The sequence below is a fragment of the Streptomyces sp. NPDC090021 genome (genome assembly GCF_044748225.1).
GTDB lineage: Bacteria > Actinomycetota > Actinomycetes > Streptomycetales > Streptomycetaceae > Streptomyces.
Map to the genome: position 1 here is coordinate 83,651 of NZ_JBIVFO010000007.1, position 19,080 is coordinate 102,730.

Consider the following 19,080-nt stretch of genomic DNA (forward strand, 5'->3'; position numbering starts at 1 on the left):
CTCCCCATCCGCTGTGCGAGCGTTCTGTGGATCAGGACGTTCGTCGCCACGGAGGAGTTCCAGGCAAATCGGCCATAAATTCCCCGTAATGGGACTGACAGGACTGACAGGACTGATGGGGCCGATGGGACTTTGGTCCTTGATCGCCGGCCTTTCCTTCCCGGACGGGGAGGGCGGAAAACGATCCGGCCCCGGTGGGCACGTGCTCCACCGGGGCCGGCATCGTGCACCGGGGGGGGTCAGTGCGCGAGGGATTCCTGCGCCGCGGGAGCGGACTTGGCGTCGGCAGGGGCGGACTTGGCGTCGACAGGCGCCGGACCGGCGCCCCGGAGCGGGACCTCCTTGACGAACCAGGCCGCCAGGAAGCCCAGTACGGCGACGGCCGCGCCGAGCAGGAAGGCGGAGTGCGTACCGGCGGCCACCGCGTGCTGGTAGGCCTCGCGCACGGCCTCCGGCAGCTTGGCGAGGCTCGCCGCGTCCAACTGTGCGGAGCCCGCGGCTCCGGCGGCCTCCGGGCCCAGTCGCCCGGACATGGTGTCCGTGACCCGGGAGGTGAAGAGGGAGCCCATCAGGGCCACGCCGAAGGAGCCGCCGAGCGTGCGGAAGAGGGTGGCCGAGGAGGACGCGACGCCCATGTCCTTCATCTCCACGCTGTTCTGCGCGACGAGCATGGTGATCTGCATCAGGAAGCCGAGGCCGGCGCCGAGGACGGCCATGTAGACGCCGGACACGAGGCGGGTGGTGCCGGTGTCCATGGTGGCGAGCAGGAACATGCCGACGACCATGAGGCCGCCGCCGACGATCGGGAAGACCTTGTACTTGCCGCTGCTGGTGGTGACGCGTCCGGCGACGAGCGAGACGGCCATCATCGAGAGCAGCATGGGCAGGAGCAGCAGTCCCGAGTTGGTGGCGGAGGCGCCCTGGACCGACTGCTGGAACAGCGGGAGGTAGAGCACGCCGCCGAACATCGCGAAGCCGACCAGGAAGCCGATCACCGACATGAGGGTGAAGTTGCGGCTGCGGAAGATGTGCAGCGGCATGACAGGCTCGGCCGCCCTGGTCTCGACGTAGAGGAACCCGGCGGTGGACAGCACGCCGATCGCGATCAGGCCGATGATCTCGGCGGAGCCCCAGGCGTACTCGGTGCCGCCCCAGGTGGTGACGAGCACGGTGGAGGTGATCGCGACGGTGAGCAGTGTCGCACCGAGGTAGTCGATCTTCGGCCGCTGCCGTTCGGCCTGCTTGGGCAGGTGCAGTACGGCGGTGACCATGGCCAGGGCCACGGCGCCGAGGGGAAGGTTGATGTAGAAGGACCAGCGCCAGCCCATGTGGTCGGTGATGGTGCCGCCGACGAGGGGGCCGCCGATCATGGCGAGGGCCATCACGCCGGCCATCATGCCCTGGTACTTGCCGCGCTCGCGGGGCGGGATCAGGTCGCCGATGATCGCCATGACGCCGACCATCAGACCGCCGGCGCCGAGGCCCTGGATCGCGCGGAAGCCGATGAGCTGACCCATGTCCTGGGCCATGCCGCTGAGCGCGGAGCCGATGAGGAAGATGACGATCGAGGTGAGGAAGGAGCCCTTCCGGCCGTACATGTCGCCGATCTTGCCCCAGATGGGGGTGGAGGCGGCGGTGGCCAGGGTGTACGCGGTCACCACCCAGGACAGGTGCTCCAGCCCGCCGAGCTCGCCGACGATGGTGGGCATCGCCGTACCGATGATCATGTTGTCGAGCATCGCCAGCAACATCGCGATCATGAGGGCCATGAGGACGACCCGCACGCTGCGTGGCTTCACCTCCTGCGAGGTCTCCGCCGCGGGCTTGCTTGTCTCCACCATTTCCGGTCCACTCCCCTGGGCACTACCTGCCGGAACAGCACTTACTTGCCGACCGGCTAGTTCACTACACTGGGGACGGTAGACCCGTAACTTGCCGGGCGTCAAGTAAGTAGTCGAGGAGAGTCATGTCCAGCAGCAGTCCGCAGCGCCGTCGTGGCGACACGCGCCAGCGCATCCAGGACGTCGCACTGGAGCTCTTCGTCGAGCAGGGGTACGAGAAGACGTCGCTGCGCGAGATCGCGGAGCGGCTGGAGGTCACGAAGGCGGCGCTCTACTACCACTTCAAGACCAAGGAAGACATCATCATCAGCCTCTTCGAGGACGTCACACGCCCCATCGACGAGCTGATCAAGTGGGCGGAGCAGCAGCCGCACACCCTGGAGACCAAGCGCGAGGTACTGCGCCGCTACAGCGAGGCGATGGCGGCGGGCGCCGCGCTGTACCGCTTCATGCAGGAGAACCAGGCGACGACGCGCGAGCTGAGCATCGGCGACACGGTGAAGAAGCGGCTCTACCGCCTGGTGGAGCTGCTGCGCACGGACGACGGCCCGCTGACGGACCAGGTGCGCTGCGTCAGCGCCCTGTTCACGCTGCACGCCGGGATGATGTTCCTCCAGCACGTCGAGGGCGACCCGGAGGAGACCCGCCTGGCCGCCCTGGAGGTCGCCACGGACCTCATCACGCAGGCCCACCACGAGGAGTCGTGAGCCACTGCGAGGAGCCGTGAGTCACCGCCGGTCCCACCGGGGGGCGAGGCCCGCCCGGGTTTCAGGCCTGCTCCCACGGTGCGGGTTCCGGGCGGCGGTGCCACCACCAACTGTCCGGCACCTGGCCGGGAGCAGCCTCGCCCGACAGCTCCTTGAAGAGGATTCCCGTCGCACCCTCCTCGGTGGCCGCAGCAAAGCGCCCGTCCAACCGCTCCAGTGTCTCGCCGAGAAGCACCGCCACGTCACCGGGCAGGCGGCTAGCGAGGTCCGCAAAGGCATCACGCGCCTCGAGCCGCTCGCGATAGAGGCCGGCCGGGTACCAACCCGAATGCGCCCACCCGGACTCCATCTGCACGATGACCCTCTCCCACGCCACCAGGCTGTTCCCCGCCGACCACACGGGGCTGCCGGTGCTGTCGTCGAGGGCGGCCCTCTGTGATTCCGGTGCCGACTCCCTCATCCGCCGCACCGAGGCTCCGAAGGCATCGGCAAGAGGAGTGGCCGGCCGCTGCTCCCGCACGATCTCGGCGAAGCGCGTCACGGTCGCCTGCGGAAGCTGCGCCAGCGGCGCTTCCACGGCCGTCACTGCATAGCGTGGAGGTTCGTCATCGGAGAGCTCAAGCCGGGCCCGGGTGAGCAGACCCTCCGGCGTCGCCACCCAGTAGGCGCTGGGCGGCGCCTCCGAGGCGGGGAACAGGACCGTCGTCCCCACGGCCCTCGCGAACCTCACGGCGAAATCCGACTCCAGAGGCTGATCAGTGACGCTCTCATCGGCGTAGGTATCCAGCGAACAGGAGATATCGCCGAAAACTGGCCGGTGCTCGCACGAAACGGGTGCATCCCAGTTGCGTGCGTCGGGGTCGCCGTCAGGATCGGCCGCGGCCACATCACCGACCACGACGCCGAAGCATCCGGCGAGCGCGAGAGCCATGGCCTCAGGACCGATGGGATCGACGGTAAGGAGGCTGTATGTCACGAATACGTCCCGTTGTAGATGGCCAGGGCTTTCTCCACGAGGCCTGGATTGTTGGTGAAGCGCGGCGCTCTCGTGAGCTGGGGCGCTGCACTGATATCTCCCTTGGCTTTGGGCTATCTACTGATGGGCGGCGTACTCGTTCCTGTCGAGTTTCACGATGCCCACCCCGCAGCAGGTGTGGGCTGCCACCGTCCTGCTGGCCCAGGACCTCTGAGGGGGACCTCCGCCCAGGAGCGGAGGTCCTCGTCCAGCCCCCCGAGGCCCGCTCCCGCACGTCGAGGCGGGCCGTCTTCCGGTGGATCGGCGTCCGTAGAAGCACTGCGGACGACGCTCCGTTGTCCGTCCGAGCTTCCTGGCTCTGGTTACGTCGGGAACTCGCCCACCCAGTCGCGGGTGAGGAGATGATGGGGAAGGTATCCCGACTCCACGTTGATGGGAATTCCGCCGTCGTGTGCGTGGCAGGCGAGGGCCAGAGGGGCCAGAGCGAGATGTCCGTCGGGCTTCTCCGCTCGCTTTTCGTCGACGGTCCAGTAGGCCTTGTGGAGTTCGAGTGACTGTACGAGGAACTCGTGGAAGCCGTCGAGGTTGTTGGTAATCAGCAGGTAGAAGAGGTTGATGGGCGGTGACAGCACAGTCTGGAGCAGGCCGTGCGGGGTGAGGGTGGCGGCGTCGGGCTGTGACATCTCGACAGCGAGGGTGAGTTTCTCCACCAAGTCGGGGCCCTGAAGCCAGTAGGTCTGGAGGGCGTCCACCCAATGCCAGACGAAGATGTCGTAGCCGCTGGATGCGATGCGGCTGAGTGGAACCCCCGCAAGTGCGTTCAGCCGTTCCCGATCGCGGCACACCATGGCGATCCAGAAGGTGGTCAGCCACGTGCCGAGGTCGGCGAAGCCTGCCGGGCCTTCGGCCGGCAGGGTGCGCATGTCACGGTTGATCCGACACTCCACGGTGCCTTCGTCCGCGCACACGGTGGCGAATACGGCCGACCCGAGCTGCAGCGTGTTGACCAGGGCCTCCCATGTCTCCAGCCGCTCCGCGCTCGGATCCACGGTGCAGCGCGCCCCGAGGTGCAGGAGCGCGTCGTTGAACACCATGGGGAGTGAATTCGGGTACTCCTCCAGCTCGTCGATGTCCCGAGCCAGACTCACCCAGAGGCGCTCCGCCCACTCCTCTTCTGTGGCACCTGGGGTGAAATGCCGACTCACAGTGACGGTCACGGGAGGCTCCTCTTGGCCTACTTCATCGCCTCGGCGTCGTAGCCGTACATGTCCTTGGCGTTGGAGCCGTCGTTGACCCGCAGCGGCTTGCCGCCGACCAGCGCGACGATCTTCGCGTGGGCCGCCCGTTCCATCTCGTGGAACTCTTCCCACACCTCGGCGACCTTGTTGCGGCGCGCGAGGTTCTCATCGATCAGGCCGCCGTCCTCACGCCACTTGTCGTCGTCAGCGACCTTCGAACGGAACGCTTCCGCCTCCGCCTTCAGGTTCTCCAGCTTCTTGATGACGGGTGCGGCATCACGCGAGTACGTGCCCAGCGCGCCGGCGATCGTGCACATGTCGGAGCTGAGCTTGAGGCCCAGGTCGGAGACCGGCTTCGTCGTCGCGAACAGCTGGTCCGCCTCCGGCGCCTGATAGAAAGCCTGCAGGCCACCGAAGCTGCTGTGGACGTCGGACGCCTTCGTCGCGACCGTCGCCCCGCCCGCCGAGATCAGCTTCACCTGCTGGTCCAGGACCGCCAGATCCCCCGTGAAGACCGGCACCTCCGTCGAGGCACCCACGTCGTACGCACGACGGTCCGCCCCACCCGTACCCATCACAACCACACTCCCCGTGAAGAAGAAGACCCCGAAGAAGACCCGAAGAAGCCCCGGAAGGAAGACCCGGGCCTATCGGCCGCGGAAGCGGGCCGCGTCGAAGTTCGCCGAACCCTGCGTCTGACGCGCGTTCTCACCCTGCTCCTGGTCACCCGACCCGAACGCCTGATCCATCCCCGACTGACCGCCCAGGATCGCCGCCAGCGAAGCGTTCAGCTCCTTCGCGATCCCGTCCGCACGCAGCTTGAACGAATCGAACGCGACCTTGCCCTGCCCCTGGAACTTCCCCTCCAACGGCTGCGCCGCCACCACCAACTGCTTCACCAGCGCACCCAGATCGGTGTTCGAGGTCCGCGAACCCGACATCAGGTTCGTCAGAACCTGCGTCCCCATGTCGAACTTCATCCCACACTCCCCCGCACTCTCGAACGGTCATCAATCAACCCTCAGCATGACCAGTTCTATCAACATACATCGCACCTGCAACGAGCAACGCGACAGTTGTTGACCGCGCATGACAACCCGTCAGACGCGTTCACGCGCGGGAACCCCGCGGCACGCATCCGGCGGGCGGCCGGTCAGGAGCGGTCTGCGGAGGCCGTCGAGGCGAGGAAGGCGAGGAGGTTGTCGGCGTAGCGCTGCGGGGCCGTGAGGTGGGGGACGTGGCCCTCGCCGTGCAGGGTCCGCGCCTGCGCGCCGGGCAGTACGTGTGCGAGCCGGTCGACGATCGCGCCGAACCACGCCGGGCTGTCGGTGCCCTTGCTCAGCATGGCCGGGCCGGTGTAGCCGGCCAGCCGGGCGAGGTCCACGGTGTCCCAGTCCGGGTCCGACTGTTCGTCGACGGCCGTGGGGGCGTTGGTGACGAACGTCCGGCGGGCCGCGTCCGGCATCCCGCCCCACGCACCCGGCCCGAACACGACCTCCTCGACGAACCGGCGCGCGCCGCCCTCGGAGTCGCCCGCGCGGACGTCCGCCATGACGGCGTCGATGGGCGCCTGCGCGTCCCGCATCAGCCGGTCGAGCTCCGGATCGCCTGCGACGACGGCGGTCAGGGGCGGCTCGTGCACGGCGAGGCTGCGCAGCAGTTCGGGGCGGCGGGCGGCGAGGCCGAGCGCGACCGAGGCGCCGAAGGAACTCGCGGCCACGTGGACGGGCGCGCCGAGCATCTCGATGAGCGCGGCCAGGTCGTCCTCGTCCTGGGTCCGCGTGCCCTGGCCCGGCGGGCGCTCGCTCCGGCTGTGGCCGCGGCGGTCGTAGACGAGCACGCGGTGGGCGCGGGTGAGGTGCGGCAGGACTGCGTGCCAGCTGTGGTGGTCGGTCCAGGAGCCATGGACCAGGACGAGCGGCTCCCCGTCGCCCTGGATCTCGTAGAAGAGCTCGACGCCGTTCACCTGAGCCCGTGCCATGCCTGGTCCCCCTTGCCCGAGATGCCCTGCCGGCCGCCCCCGCAGAGCCTTGATCATCTTGTCAGACAGGCCCCTACGGAACCGGCGTCGCGGCCGACCAGAACGCGTCCTGCTCGTCGGGGCGCTGGGGGAACTCGGTGGTGCGCACATGGGTGTTCGGCTGCGCCATGGGGTCCATGACGGACGAGTCGGTGAGGCACGGGGTGGCCGCGTCCAGGAAGAACTGGCCCTCACCGGCCACCTCGACCGACAGGCTGTAACCGTCTGGGGTGCTGGCGTACACGGCGGGCGCCTCCGCTGCCTGCCGAACACCTGTGATCTTGTAACCGCGGCTCTTCCAGTCACGTTCGATCACGCCGATCAGCGCCCCGCGCCGCTGCTCGGAGACGACGGTGAGAATGGTGATGGAACGCTTCGCGGCTCCGGTGCCGGTGGCCGCGCCCGCCACACCCTTCGTACAGCCGGCGCTGCCACCGGGGCCGTGGTTCCACTTGAGCTCCGGCCGCACGGCCCCCAGGGTCTCCTGGAGGATGGCGTCGGCGCGCTCGGCGCCCTGTTGCATGTTCATGGTGGTTTTCCTGTCGGCCTTTTCGTCGCCGGGCCCGCAGCCTACGGCGAGGGCGGTGAACGCGAGCACGGAGAGCGCCGCTCGCAGGGTCTGCTTCACCTGGAGGTGTCGCCGGTTCGCCATCAGCGGTGTTCCTCGGTCGTGATCAGGTGCGGCTTGCCGGCGACGATCAACGCTATGTTGCCGGCGGACTCCGGATCCTTGTTGGGGTTGAAGTAGTTGGAATGCGCGTCCATTGGCCCTTGGCCTTCGATGACGGGAAGGGGGCCGTCGTCGACCTTGAAGCGGTTGGCGCCGAACTCCTTGCGTGCGGGATCCGTGCCGAAGTAGATCTGGCTCTCATCGGTCACCGCGTCGGCCACGATGAATCCGTGGGCAGCTCCCGCCGCGCCTCCGATGATGGCACCGCCCAGCGAACCGACGGGCCCGAGGGCTGACCCGGCGATCCCCCCTGCGAGGGCCCCCGCACCCCCTCCGGCGAGCATCGCGCCGGACTCGACTTTGTTCGGGGTCATGGACACGGGGTCATGGTCGGAGGCGCCGACATACACGTGCTCCTTGCCCACACCCAGCTGGTCGGCGCGCTGGGCGCCCGTACCGGGGCTGCCCAACAGCACGATGTCGTCGGCCCCGGGAATCCCGCCGCTCTGTAGCGCCGCCTGCCCCACCGTGAGCGAGCCGTACGAGTGGCCGATGGCCGTGATGTGGGGGTCGGGGTTGTGATTCGCGGCAGCGATGCCGGCCATGAAGCTGTTGTACGCGGGCGCGCCCTTCTCGGCGTGTTCCTGGGACATCACATCCGCATTGTCGTGCCACTCCGCGGCGGGAAGCTGCGGCGCATCGTAGCCGAGCCAGACAATCGAAGCGGAGCTCGCATCGTGCCGCCGCGCGCCCGCGGCGGTATCGCGGGCGCGCTGCAGATCATTGCGGGCGAACTCCGCGTCCAGGGCCGTGCCCAGACCCGGGACGTACGCGGAGACGTTCCGCGAGGTGTCCGGGTTGCCAAAGGCGACAATGGCCCGGCCGCCGCCTTGGTCTCCGATGCCCAGCAGGTACATCGGGGGATCTCCCAACTTGGGATTACGCAGCTGATCGTCGATCGAGCGCATGCCCGCGAGCTGGGTTTGGGATTTCTCGTCGTCCTGTTCGGACAGCTTGCCGATCAGCATCTGGAGGTTGTCCTGGTTCGCCTCGTGCCTGACCTCGGCCGGGATGCCGTCCAGGTTTCCGATCACATCGGGGTAGGTGGTCATGAGCTCGGCCCGCTGGTCGTCCGTCAGCCCCTTCCACCAGCTGCTGCGGTCAGCCGGGGAGACGTTCTCCGGAATGGTGTCCCGCAGGTAGTCCCTGGCTTCTGCGCGGACCACGGCCGCGTCACCGGCGGCGTCGGCCCAGGTTGCTTCCGTGACATCGAGACCGTCCGGCGCCTTGAGGCCGTTCAGCGCCCGCGTGAAGCGGGAGTCGACGTCCTGGGCCGCTGTCAGCGCGCCCGCGATGCGGGTGGCTATCTCCTGGGCGACGGCATGGTGCGGATTGGCACTGGTGGGAAAGGGCGCCTTGCCCAGGGGGTGCGTGGGCGCGTCTTGGAGGTACAAGGGTCGGTCGACGCCCCGAACGGAACCGCCCGGCACCGGCTCCTTGGTGAGGAAGTTCTCGCCGCCCTGCGGATACTGGACGGATCCGTCCGCGTGGACGGTGTAGCCGTGCGCCGCCGCGTCGTCGAGTGCCCGCTTGAGCCGTATCTGCTCCTCGGAGAGTTCGTGGGCCAGCGAGTTGAGGGTGGTACGGACGAGGCCGCACTCGGTGTGGATGAAGTCGAAGTTGCGGTCGACGCGCTTGAGCCGTTCGTAGGCCGCGGTCGCGGACGCGCCCTTCTGGGACTCCAGCGCCTTGATCATTCCTACGCTGATGCGCGTACGTCCGGCGTCCGCCCTGGTGCTGACATCGGCCCACGCGGTCGCGGCCTCCGTGAACTCCTGGGTCTTCAGATCGCGGAGCTGCTGCCAGGTCAGGGTCACCGGTCGGCATCCTGCTTGATCACGAGCTGCGAGAACGCGACCTTGTTGTTCACGTCCACCTCGCCGATCTCCCGGGCGACGTTCAGCAGAGCGCCCTGCACCGAGCCGCACTCGTCCCGTACGGCGGACACCCGCCTCTCCCACGACTCGCGGACCGCGGCCAGCGCAGCGGTGGCGCCAAGTCCGGCCGTACCGGCTGCGATTCCCTCGTGCGCGGCGGACATCTTGCCGAGGCCCTCGGCTGTGGTCACGCGCAGCTCGCCGGCCGCGACCGAGGCCTTGGTCCAAGGACCACCGGAGTGCGCAAGGTCCGCTTCACCCCCGCCCCCGCCGCCCCCAGCAGCGGTTGCCGATGCCAGCCTCATGGCCGGCGGTCCGCCGAACAGCTGCTGCCAGTGCGCCGGGAGGTCCCCTTGCGTGGTCATGCGGTGTGCTGCCCCTCCTGCGGCGCTCCCCCGGCGCCGCCCTCTTCCGGTACGCAACAGCAAACCAACGGCAAACACAAGTTCGCGAGGCATCCGTTCGGAGGAAGGGTGGGTTCGCCATACCAGCTCGTCGCAGTGGCCGCCAAGGGTGGGCGTACTCAGACAACGGCTCGCGGGTGAGTGCGCGCACCTACGGCCGTTCAGAGGATGCGGCGGTCCTCGGCGGTGATCGGGACGTCGTTGATGCTGGCTTCGCGGCGGCGCATCAGGCCGTCGTCGTCGAACTCCCACTGCTCGTTGCCGTGGCTGCGCCACCACTGGCCGGAGGCGTCGCGCCACTCGTACTCGAAGCGGACGGAGATGCGGTTGCCGGTGTGGGCCCACAGCTCCTTGCGCAGCCGGTAGTCGAGCTCGCGCTCCCACTTGTCGGCGAGGAACGCGCGGATCTCGTCGCGGCCGGTCAGGAAGCGGTCGCGGTTGCGCCAGACGGAGTCCTCGGTGTAGGCGAGGGCGACGCGCTCGGGGTCGCGGCTGTTCCAGGCGTCCTCGGCGGCCTGGACCTTGGCGCGGGCGGATGCGTCGGTGAAGGGCGGCAGGGGCGGACGGGTCACGGTGCAGCCTTCCGAGGTCGAGGAAAAGGAAGAGGAAAAGGAAGACGAAGAGGAACGGAAGAGGAGAACGGTCGTTCTCCTGCACCTCCCCACCCTAGGAGAACGGGCGTTCTCACCGCAAGCGCTATCGGGCTACGCTGCCCTCATGGACGACGAAGAGGCACGGACCCGCCTGCTCGACGCGGCGGAGGAGCTGTTCTACCGCCACGGCATCCAGGCGGTGGGCATGGACCGCATCCGCACCGCGTCCGGGGTGCCCCTCAAGCGCCTCTACCGGCTCTATCCTGCAAAGGAATCCCTGGTCACGGCATACCTGGAACGCCGTGACCGGCGCTGGACGGCGAGCCTTCGCGCATCGGTGGCGGGCGCGGCGGAGCCGGTCCCCGCCGTCTTCGACTGGCTGGCGCGATGGTTCTGCGAGCCCGGCTTCCGGGGTTGCGCCTTCCTCAACGCGTACGGGGAGCTCGGCGCGGCCGCACCGGAGGTCGTCCGCGTCCACAAGGCCGAACTCCACGCACTCCTGGCCGAACTGGTCCCGGCCGGGGCCCCGCCCGTGCTCGCCGACCAGCTGCTGATCCTGGTCGAGGGCGCGACGACGGTGGCCTCCCTGAGCCCCGGCCCGGAACCGGCCCGCAGGGCGCGCGAGGTCGCGGAGCTCCTCCTGCGGCAGTGACGCAGCTCACTCCCGGCTGTCGCGTTCGGCGGTCACATCCGCGCGACGGGATCCGTCAGTGCTGTGCAACCACCGATACGGCAAGCAGCCCGGAGACCGGGAGACCAGGAGACCGCCATGGACGCACGACTGAACTTCTACGCGAACGCCGTCGCCGCCAAGTTCGCGAAGTACATCAACTCCGCGGGGAAGGCCGTCTCGGACTCGACCCTTCCGGCGGCCACCCAGGAGCTGGTGAAGATCCGGGCCAGCCAGATCAACGGCTGCGGCTACTGCACCGACATGCACACCAAGGACGCCACCCACGCCGGGGAGACCCCGGGACGCCTCAACCTGATCGCGGCCTGGCGTGAGGCCACGGTGTTCACCGACGCCGAGCGGGCGGCCCTGGAGCTGACCGAGCAGGGCACGCGCATCGCGGACGCGGCCGGTGGGGTCACGGACGAGGCGTGGGCGAACGCGGCCAAGTACCACGACGAGGACCAGCTGGCCGCTCTGGTGTCGCTCATCGCACTGATCAACGCCTACAACCGGATGAACGTGATCATCCAGCAGCCGGCGGGTGACTACCAGCCTGGCCAGTTCGGCTGATCGCGAGCGCCCGATCCGGCCCGGCCACCCCCGGCCCGGTCCCGCCCCGGCCGCTCGGGTGGGTGGGGCCGAGCCGGTCCCGGACGGGGTGCGCGTACTCCCGACAGGCCTCCGGCCAAGGTCCGGGGACTCGCGGCGCAGCCCTTCCGCTGCCGGGCGCGCCGGGCACGGCCGGACGTCCAATGTGCCGTGTACGCAGGCCCGGTACGTGGTTCGTGCGCCGCAGGGGCCGTATGCGGGGGCCGGGTGGGTGGCTGGTAGAAAGAGGTGACGTGCCGACAAGTGGTCGGCCTTGGGAAGGAACCACGTGACCCAACCGTCCGGCGAGCAGCCGCAGCACCCCTGGTCGTCGCCACAGCAGCCGTTCGGCGCGCCGCCGCCTCCACCGTTCCCTCCGGCCGTACCGCCGCAGCCCGGTTACGGACCCCCGCAGGCGCCGCAGCCGAGTTACGGACCCCCGCAGGCGCCGCAGCCCGGTACGCCCGGAGCCGGGAACCCGTATGTCCAGCCGGGCTCGCCGTACGGCGGTTACCCGCCACCGCACCCCCTTCCCGGTTCGCCTGGGCAGCCGCCGGGGCCGGGGCCGGGGAAGCGGCAGACCGGGCTCATCGTGACGGCCGCTGTGGTGGTTCTCGTCGTGGTGGCCGGCGGGGTGTGGTTCGCGGTCGGCCGGGGCGGCGACGACACCGGGTCGACCGAGGCCAAGGCGAGCCCGAGCGCCTCGGCGCCCAGCACGAACCCCAGCGAGAAGGCCCCGACCATCCAGCCACCGCCCGAGAGGTCGGAGACCCCCGCCAACCCGCCCGCCCCCAAGCCCACCGGGACCGGCCTCCAGGCCGTGTGGAAGACCTCCGGCTCTACGATGCTGGCCCTCGGCGACGCGTACCTCGACGAGCCTGCCCGGATCAACGCGATCCTCGGCGGCGGCTCCTCCGGGTTCGAATGCAAGGGGCGTTGGCAGAAGGACGAGAGCGGCGACTTCCTGGAGGTCGCACTGCTGTGCAGCCAGGACGGCGTCCGGGTCCCGGACAAGGACCGGGTCGGCAATCTCAGCCAGAACGGCGACACCCTGACCGTCAAGTGGAAGAAAGGCGCCAGCGGCTCGGAGTCCTTCAAGCGCTTCCGCGACATCGACCCCGCCTGATCGTCAGGAGTACCGAACGCCCGGAAGAGCCTCATCGGCGTGGCGACGCCGAGCCTGGTTCCTCCCCGGGCCGACAAGGGTGCGGCACGCCATCTGCGCGCTGTCGGCGCTTCTGTGCGTGCACTGGTCCGGGGAAGTCCCGTGGGGTCCCGGGAAGCGGTCGGTCCGAGTGGATGCGCGTCGGCGACATGATCACCGACGCGCTGATCCGTTCGTTCGTCCTCGAAGTGTTCGTCGGAACCCTGCGCGGCCGCCCGTGACGTGCTACCGGGCTACCGGGCTACGCGAAGCTCACGCTGTGTGGGACGGGCTCGGCGAAGCCACGGGCCGCACCGGGGTCCAGGGTGCTCAGGGGCTCCTCGCAGCCGCGGTCCGCGTACAGGGTGGCTGTGCTGTTCGTGCCGTTGACCGCACTGGTCGCGCCTTGGAGCAGGAGGAAGCACTCCGAGCCGACGGGGTCGGCGATGTCGAAGTCGCCGTACTCCGGCGAAACGTAGCTGAACGTGCCCACAGCGGCCCCGGCGGAGGCCGGCAGCGTACCGACGAGCGCGAGAGCCCCGAGGGAGGCGGTGATGGTGTGGCGAAGGCGCATCACACCAGCGTGGCCCACGGCTGCGCCGAGCCGGCCGGAGAAACGACCTCCCTCAGCCGTTCGGCGGCCGGTTGGGCAGCGTCGCCCAGGTACGGGTCCCACCGCCGGGCTCCCGGGACGGCCCGAGGCCCCAGTCGCCCCCGTGGTCACGCACCAGTGCCGAGAACACCCGGAGGGTCGAGCGGCGGCGGGCCTCACAGAGCGCGGCGAGCCGGGGGTGGGTGTGGGCGGAATGCGCGTCGTAGACGATGACGCGCAGCTCGTCGTCGCGGTAGCGGACGGACAGGTACAGCTCCCCGTACGGGTCCATCCGCCAGGCTGAGCCGAGGAGTTCCGAGGCGGCCTGTACGGCTGTCGGTGCGAGGGGGTCGAGGGCGTAGGCGTGCAGGGCTGCCCGTACGGCCTGGCGGGCGATCCCGGGTGAACGGGGCGATGCGGGCAGGGTCATGCTGCACGACAGCCTCTCCGCGAGGGCTGCCTGACCGGCTGTCCCGGGATCCGGTGCGACCGGGCAGGTGGATGCGGCGGTGTACGAGTGGGGGTACGGGGTGAGCAACTTCGGCTCCCAAGTCGTCGGTGGGCACAGACGGTTCGGCTTCGGACGCTCGACGCGCACAGGGGCTCACGAGGACCGTTCACAGGCGGCATGGGCGGCGGGCGTGGCTCGTCCCCCGGGCAGGGCCGGGCGATGCACTTCAACTCGCCTTGCGTAAGCGGTGCGTCACCCAATGTAGCGCCGAAGGTGGACTATTGGCCACCCCGCTGCCGGGGTTGGGTAGCCCGTGGAACCGATGGGGGGCGACACGGCAGACTGCTCCCATGCCGCCACGTACCTCGCCGACAGAACGGCAGAAGCGACTGGGCGCCGAGCTGCGCAAGATGAGACTGGCGGCGGGCGTATCCGCCGAATCCGTCGCCGGGTTGCTCGGCCTCGACCGGTCCAAGGTCTCTGCGATCGAGCAGGGCTTTCGCGCCATCAGCGAGGAGCGCATCCGCTCGCTGGCCTGCCACTGCGACTGTGCGGACGAGGAGTACATCAACGCCCTCGTCGCCATGGCCCGCACCCGCAAACGCGGTTGGTGGGAGCGCTACAGGGGCTCCCTGTCCGCCTCGGTACTCGATATCGCCGAGCTGGAGGCGCACGCAACGCGCATGAGATGTGCGCACTCGGTCCACATCCCGGGCCTGTTGCAGACCAGCGAGCACGCCTTGGCCCTCTTCCGGTTCGTCGTACCCTCACTCCCGGAAGACCAGGTGGCTCTGCGTCTTGCACACCGATTGGAGCGCCAACAGGTATTGGAGGGCGATTCGACGCCCGAATACGTCGCGGTCGTGCACGAAGCGGCGCTTCGCATGCAGTTCGGTGGGCGCAAGGTGGCGCGGGCGCAGCTGGAGTACCTGGGGCACATGGCGGAACGGGGCAACATCGATCTCCGCGTGCTGACCTTCGAGGCGGGAGGATTCCCCGGCGCGGGCCAGACGGTCAACTACCTGGAGGGCCCCACCCCCCGGCTCGACACCGTGCAGGTAGACAGCACACACGGTCCGGACTTCTTGCACACCGAGGCTCAACTGTCCAAGTATCGAGCGCAGCTGGACTGGATGGAGCGTCTCAGCCTGTCACCCACCGCGTCGCGGGACTTCATCCACACCCTGGCCCGCCAGCTCTGAGAGGACCCCGATGACTGACATCGACTGGGAAGACGCCTTCTGCGGCGAAGGCGCGAGCTGCTACCGGATAGGGGTGGACGGGGACGGCAACAGCTACATAGCGGTGGCCGGCCAGGAGGACCGACCGCTGACCGACAGCAGAGCGGCCCTCCAGGCCCTGATCCGGGACATCAAGGCAGGTCGGGCCGACCACCTGCTCGACTAACTCGCACCCCGCGGGAAGGTGATCTCCACGCGGCGGTTCTTCTTGCGGCCCTCTTCGGTGCTGTTGTCGGCGATCGGGTAGTCCTCGCTGTACCCGCGGACGTCGAAGGTGACGCCGGGGTTCGTGACCGTCTTGGTCAGTTCGGCGTGCACGGCGTCGGCCCGCTGCTTGGACAGTTCCTTGCCGTGCTCGTAGCTGCCCTGGTCGTCGGTGAAACCGAAGACCCGGATGCGGGTCGCCTTGGACTGGTTGATCTCGTTCCCGATGGCCTGGATCCGGGCTGCCGCCTGCGCGTTGAAGGCGGCGCTGTCCTCGGGGAACAGCACCTCGGACTGCAGCGCCATCATGACGGTCTCGTTGGTCTCCTGCCGCCGCTGCTCGCCGCCGAGGTCTTCGACGACCTCGGCGATGTCCAGCACCTTGACCGGGGCCAGGGTCCCGCCCTGCGGGATCTTCAGCCCGGGCGCGTTGGAGTCGATTGCCACGGGCGCGGCGGCGGACGGCTCCGTGCCGGGGGGCACGGAGGGCTTCACGTCGTCGGCGTGTGCGGAGCCGGCCCCGATGAAGTGCCCTCCAGCAACGACAAGGCCGACGGCGGCGGACGTGGCGATGGTGCGGTGGCGTTTTGTCATGGGGTCACCCGGAAATCTTGACGACGGCCGTAGTAAATGTCGGGAGGCTGAACTCCACCTCGGTGGTGTTCGCCGGGGGTGCAGGAAACTGAACGAAGATCGGGACGGTCTGGCCTGCCGCCACGCTGGAGATGCCGGTGGTGCACAGGCACCTGCCGTCGGTGTCCCTCAGCACGTAGTAGCGCTTCTTACCGGCTTTGTCCACGAGGGTCGCGCCAGCCACCGACTCACCGCTCTGGGTCAGTTCGTTGCCACGCCAGGCCGCGGTACCGACGAAGGCTTCCTTGCCGTTGTTCTTGAGCTGCCCGTTCACGGTAAGGAAGCCGCCTGCGTCACGCGCGGCCGAATTGACGGTCAACACCATGCCGTTCGCACCGTCCATCGTGGCGATGACCTGGGTGGGCGACGATCCCTGGCTCTGATTGGGAACCGGGGCCTGGGAGGCGGCGCCCTGGGACTGCTGGCTGGCGGGCTGCTGAGTCTGCTTCCCCTTCCCGTCGTCACTTGTCCCACATCCGGCCGACGTGAGCGCCAACGCCGCCGCAACCGCAACGGCTGCTCCCCCGCGGATCTTCACCGTGTGCCGAATGCTCATGTGTGCTGCTTCCTTGTCTCACGGGTCGCCGTCAGTCGGCCAGTCTCACGTCGAAGAGGGCCCTCGCCAACGTGCGCCATGGGTTGGGCTTCAGTGGGTCAAAGTCGATGTCTTTCCCGCCCTTGCACCGGATCTTGATCGGGGCGGGTTCTTCCGAAGCGGTATCGGGGGGATCGGCCGGCCGGGTGAGGGGTGTGAGGGAGCCCAGGTGGCAGCGGGGTTCGATCACTGCGGTCGCGTTGGCCGTGCCGTGCATGGAATCGGTCCCGGGGATTACCGAATCGCCCACCGTCCCTTTGGTTGTGACCTCAACAGTGAAGCTGAGAGCCTCCCGCGTGCACTGCGCCGTTGCGTCGTTCTTCGCTGCGAAGCCGGGCGCCGCCCCGCACCCCTTAGCCAGGTACAAACGGCCGCCGTCGAGAACGTCTTCCCAGTCCTCGGGTTTCAACACGGCCAGGTCCAGACCAGGTACGAGGTTGTCCCTGGCCTCGCGGGCTGCTGCCAGGGCGGCCGCGTCAGCCGCCCCCTGCGCGTTGCTCCGGGTCACCGAGGCCTGGCCGACGGCAAAGAAGGCGAGAGCGACAAAGAGCAGGCCCGCCACCACCAAGACGTAGATGGGGAACGCCTGCCCTCGATCACGCGATCGCTTCTGTGCGATCACGTACCGGCTTTGATGTTGGTGATCGCAGTCTTGATCTTGGTAGTGATCTCCTGCCCAATGCCCGTGCCCACGATCGCCCCGATGATCACCACGACCACCAGGATGATGCCCAGGTACTCGAAAGCCGTCTGGCCGCGGTCCTGTTGGGCGTGGCGCCTGCGGAGCCTCGTCACGGCCGTGTCCGCCCATCCGTTCACCCTGATCCGCGTCTCCACGGCGGCCTTCAGCAGCGTGTTCTGTGACATGGGGGTTCCCTCCCGGGCCGGTACCGGTGTCGATCTGCGGACGGTACGGCGAGTCACCAGCCGTGACCAAGGGTCCCGGGGCCCAATTACGGACCCACTGCGCACTCTGTCTACCCATGACCGGTCACTCCTGGACGGGCGGTTCCCAGCCAGCGGGCTATCGCCTCGCTGCGCGTGGCGCTGCGGAGCTTCGCGAAGATGCGGTTGATGTGGTTCTTGACGGTCTTCTCGCTGATGAAGCAGGCGGCGGCGATCTGCTGATTGCTCATTCCGGACGCGATCAGATCCATGATCTCTACCTCCCGGGAACTCAGCCCGAAAACAACAGAGTTGTGCATCCGCTCGGACGACTGTGCCACATCTCGTTGCGGATGCGAAGAGGCCCGGAGTTCCGTCAGCAGGGCGCTCGCCGCCGTCGGCGTGAAGTGGGGGCGGCCCAGGGGGGCGTCGCGCACGGCCCTGAGCAGCTCGTCCGTCGTGAACTCGCCGTGCACCAGGTAGCCCCCGGCGCCCAGCAGCAGTGCCTCGCGGACGATTCCGGCTTCCCTGCTGTACGTCAGCATCAGTACCGGAGCCAGCTGTACGAGGTGAGGGAGGGCCGAGATGCCGTCCACCCCCGGCATCCGGACGTCCAGCAGGACCACGTCCGGCGCGTACCGGCGGGTCAGGCTCAGCGCCTCGCGGCCGTCCGCGGCCTGGGCCGTCACCTCGATGTCCACGGCCGCGCCCAGGATGGCCGCGAGGCCCGCCCTGATGACCGGGTTCCCGTCGGCGATGAGCACGCTCAGCCGCGCCATCGCTCAGCCACCCCCGAACAGCGCACCGAAGTCGACGTTCGCGCCGTAGACGAATCCGCACACCAGGAGGATGAGCGTGCCCGGCAGCATGAACATCGTCACCGCGAACGTCGCCTTCGGCACGGCCCGGGCCGCCCGCCGCCGGGCGTTCTGGGCGTCCGTACGGCGCATGTCCTCGGCGATCGCGATCAGCGTGTCGACGATCGGGGAGCCCAGCTCCTCGCCCTGCTGGAGGGCCGTCACGAACTGCGCGACCTGCTCGCTGTCGTTGCGCCGCCGCAGTTCGTCGAAGGCCTGCCGGCGGCTGACCCCCATGTCCATCTGCTGGAGCGTGATGCGGATCTCGTCCGCCCACGGCCCCTCGTACTTGCCCGCCACCCGGTCCAGCGCCTGCCGGAAGCCCAGCCCCGCGCTCACCACCACGGCGAGGACGTCCAGGAAGTCCGGCAGCGTCCGCTCGATGTGGTCGCGGCGGACCCGGATGGCCGACCACAGGCCGACCTCGATCCAGAACAGGCCGAAGGCCACCATCAGCAGGGCCGCCACGAGCTGGCCGTTGACCAGCATGGAGAAGGCGCCGGCGGCTCCCAGGGCCCCGTACACCGCGCGCCGGGCCGCGTACCGGTCGATCGTCAGACCCGCCGGATTGCCCGCCATGTCGATCTGCCGGCGCTTGCGCGCCACCCGGTTCGCGCCCATCGCGCGCAGGACCAGCGGCGCCCAGCGGATGCCGAGGCGGTCGACCAGCGAGCCGACCGCCGTCGTACGGGTCGCCCCGACCTCCAGCGCCAGGGCCAGGTCGGAGGGGAGCTTCACGTCCGCCCGGTAGAGGCGGATGCCGTGGAAGGCGCCGAACACCGACAGGGCCACGGCGAGAGCGAGGAGAAGTGCCGTCATCGTCCCGTCCGC

Annotated in this window: 24 protein-coding genes; 6 read left to right on the top strand and 18 right to left on the bottom strand. The window is 69.0% G+C overall.

The annotated features are described in order from the left end of the window. Positions 1-239: 239 nt before the first annotated feature. A complete protein-coding gene (locus ACIPXC_RS07195; RefSeq protein WP_401614371.1) occupies positions 240-1,841 on the bottom strand; it encodes an MDR family MFS transporter in 1,602 nt (533 codons plus the stop codon). 125 nt (positions 1,842-1,966) lie between these two features. On the opposite strand from ACIPXC_RS07195, the gene ACIPXC_RS07200 reads away from it, so the two are divergent. Beyond that, positions 1,967-2,548, top strand: a complete 582-nt coding sequence (locus ACIPXC_RS07200) for a TetR/AcrR family transcriptional regulator (protein WP_401614373.1) — start codon at positions 1,967-1,969, stop codon at positions 2,546-2,548. Positions 2,549-2,609: 61 nt separating this feature from the next. Here ACIPXC_RS07200 and ACIPXC_RS07205 read toward each other — a convergent pair whose 3' ends face one another. The 9 genes from ACIPXC_RS07205 to ACIPXC_RS07245 form a co-directional block, all read right to left on the bottom strand. Next, positions 2,610-3,524 (bottom strand): hypothetical protein, encoded by a 915-nt coding sequence (locus tag ACIPXC_RS07205; protein WP_401614375.1) that lies wholly within the window; start codon positions 3,522-3,524, stop codon positions 2,610-2,612. A 362-nt stretch (positions 3,525-3,886) separates the two neighbouring features. Next, on the bottom strand, positions 3,887-4,672 hold the full coding sequence (locus ACIPXC_RS07210; RefSeq protein ID WP_401614377.1) for an immunity 49 family protein: 786 nt from the start codon (positions 4,670-4,672) through the stop codon (positions 3,887-3,889). A gap of 86 nt (positions 4,673-4,758) precedes the next feature. Beyond that, positions 4,759-5,337 (bottom strand): hypothetical protein, encoded by a 579-nt coding sequence (locus tag ACIPXC_RS07215; protein ID WP_401614379.1) that lies wholly within the window; start codon positions 5,335-5,337, stop codon positions 4,759-4,761. Between the two features lie 72 nt (positions 5,338-5,409). Next, a complete protein-coding gene (locus ACIPXC_RS07220) occupies positions 5,410-5,742 on the bottom strand; it encodes a hypothetical protein (protein ID WP_401614381.1) in 333 nt (110 codons plus the stop codon). A gap of 173 nt (positions 5,743-5,915) precedes the next feature. After that, a complete protein-coding gene (locus ACIPXC_RS07225) occupies positions 5,916-6,743 on the bottom strand; it encodes an alpha/beta fold hydrolase (RefSeq protein WP_401614383.1) in 828 nt (275 codons plus the stop codon). Between the two features lie 73 nt (positions 6,744-6,816). Beyond that, positions 6,817-7,434: a hypothetical protein gene (locus tag ACIPXC_RS07230; RefSeq protein ID WP_401614385.1), complete on the bottom strand. Its 618-nt coding sequence runs from the start codon at positions 7,432-7,434 to the stop codon at positions 6,817-6,819. Then, on the bottom strand, positions 7,434-9,209 hold the full coding sequence (locus ACIPXC_RS07235; protein WP_401614387.1) for an alpha/beta hydrolase: 1,776 nt from the start codon (positions 9,207-9,209) through the stop codon (positions 7,434-7,436). The genes ACIPXC_RS07230 and ACIPXC_RS07235 overlap by 1 nt, the downstream gene beginning before the upstream one ends. Positions 9,210-9,325: 116 nt before the next feature. After that, a complete protein-coding gene (locus ACIPXC_RS07240; RefSeq protein WP_401614389.1) occupies positions 9,326-9,754 on the bottom strand; it encodes a hypothetical protein in 429 nt (142 codons plus the stop codon). A gap of 200 nt (positions 9,755-9,954) precedes the next feature. Further along, complete coding sequence (locus ACIPXC_RS07245) at positions 9,955-10,365, bottom strand: nuclear transport factor 2 family protein (protein WP_401614391.1); 411 nt, start codon at positions 10,363-10,365, stop codon at positions 9,955-9,957. Positions 10,366-10,510: 145 nt separating this feature from the next. Between ACIPXC_RS07245 and ACIPXC_RS07250 the strand changes: the two genes are divergently transcribed. The 3 genes from ACIPXC_RS07250 to ACIPXC_RS07260 all read left to right on the top strand — a co-directional run bounded on the left by ACIPXC_RS07250 (position 10,511) and on the right by ACIPXC_RS07260 (position 12,773). Beyond that, positions 10,511-11,038, top strand: a complete 528-nt coding sequence (locus tag ACIPXC_RS07250; protein WP_401614393.1) for a TetR/AcrR family transcriptional regulator — start codon at positions 10,511-10,513, stop codon at positions 11,036-11,038. Between the two features lie 117 nt (positions 11,039-11,155). Beyond that, positions 11,156-11,629, top strand: a complete 474-nt coding sequence (locus ACIPXC_RS07255; RefSeq protein ID WP_401614395.1) for a carboxymuconolactone decarboxylase family protein — start codon at positions 11,156-11,158, stop codon at positions 11,627-11,629. A gap of 610 nt (positions 11,630-12,239) precedes the next feature. Further along, positions 12,240-12,773: a hypothetical protein gene (locus ACIPXC_RS07260; RefSeq protein WP_401614397.1), complete on the top strand. Its 534-nt coding sequence runs from the start codon at positions 12,240-12,242 to the stop codon at positions 12,771-12,773. Between the two features lie 280 nt (positions 12,774-13,053). On the opposite strand, the gene ACIPXC_RS07265 is transcribed toward ACIPXC_RS07260, so the two are convergent. After that, positions 13,054-13,365, bottom strand: coding sequence for a hypothetical protein (locus ACIPXC_RS07265; protein WP_401614399.1), 312 nt, complete (start codon positions 13,363-13,365; stop codon positions 13,054-13,056). 52 nt (positions 13,366-13,417) lie between these two features. Continuing rightward, a complete protein-coding gene (locus tag ACIPXC_RS07270) occupies positions 13,418-13,813 on the bottom strand; it encodes an ATP-binding protein (RefSeq protein WP_401614401.1) in 396 nt (131 codons plus the stop codon). Positions 13,814-14,184: 371 nt separating this feature from the next. Here ACIPXC_RS07270 and ACIPXC_RS07275 point away from each other — a divergent pair, with 371 nt between their 5' ends. Both ACIPXC_RS07275 and ACIPXC_RS07280 read left to right on the top strand, forming a co-directional pair. Then, a complete protein-coding gene (locus ACIPXC_RS07275; protein ID WP_401614403.1) occupies positions 14,185-15,036 on the top strand; it encodes a helix-turn-helix domain-containing protein in 852 nt (283 codons plus the stop codon). A gap of 10 nt (positions 15,037-15,046) precedes the next feature. Then, the gene (locus tag ACIPXC_RS07280) at positions 15,047-15,241 is read left to right on the top strand and encodes a hypothetical protein (RefSeq protein WP_319820379.1); all 195 of its coding nucleotides are present in this window, start codon (positions 15,047-15,049) and stop codon (positions 15,239-15,241) included. Here ACIPXC_RS07280 and ACIPXC_RS07285 read toward each other — a convergent pair. From ACIPXC_RS07285 to ACIPXC_RS07310, 6 genes are all read right to left on the bottom strand, one after another. Continuing rightward, positions 15,238-15,873 (bottom strand): OmpA family protein, encoded by a 636-nt coding sequence (locus ACIPXC_RS07285; RefSeq protein WP_401614405.1) that lies wholly within the window; start codon positions 15,871-15,873, stop codon positions 15,238-15,240. The two genes, ACIPXC_RS07280 and ACIPXC_RS07285, sit on opposite strands and share 4 nt — an antisense overlap. Before the next feature lie 4 nt (positions 15,874-15,877). After that, positions 15,878-16,468, bottom strand: coding sequence for a hypothetical protein (locus ACIPXC_RS07290; protein WP_401614407.1), 591 nt, complete (start codon positions 16,466-16,468; stop codon positions 15,878-15,880). A gap of 31 nt (positions 16,469-16,499) precedes the next feature. Beyond that, positions 16,500-17,129 carry a pilus assembly protein TadG-related protein gene (locus ACIPXC_RS07295; protein WP_401614409.1) on the bottom strand — a complete coding sequence of 210 codons (630 nt, stop codon included), beginning with the start codon at positions 17,127-17,129 and terminating at the stop codon, positions 16,500-16,502. Then, positions 17,126-17,374 carry a hypothetical protein gene (locus ACIPXC_RS07300; protein WP_401614411.1) on the bottom strand — a complete coding sequence of 83 codons (249 nt, stop codon included), beginning with the start codon at positions 17,372-17,374 and terminating at the stop codon, positions 17,126-17,128. Before ACIPXC_RS07300 ends, ACIPXC_RS07295 begins: the two co-directional genes overlap by 4 nt. A 110-nt stretch (positions 17,375-17,484) precedes the next feature. Then, on the bottom strand, positions 17,485-18,171 hold the full coding sequence (locus tag ACIPXC_RS07305) for a LuxR C-terminal-related transcriptional regulator (protein WP_401614413.1): 687 nt from the start codon (positions 18,169-18,171) through the stop codon (positions 17,485-17,487). A 3-nt stretch (positions 18,172-18,174) separates the two neighbouring features. Next, positions 18,175-19,068: a DUF5936 domain-containing protein gene (locus tag ACIPXC_RS07310; protein WP_386455854.1), complete on the bottom strand. Its 894-nt coding sequence runs from the start codon at positions 19,066-19,068 to the stop codon at positions 18,175-18,177. Positions 19,069-19,080: the final 12 nt, after the last annotated feature.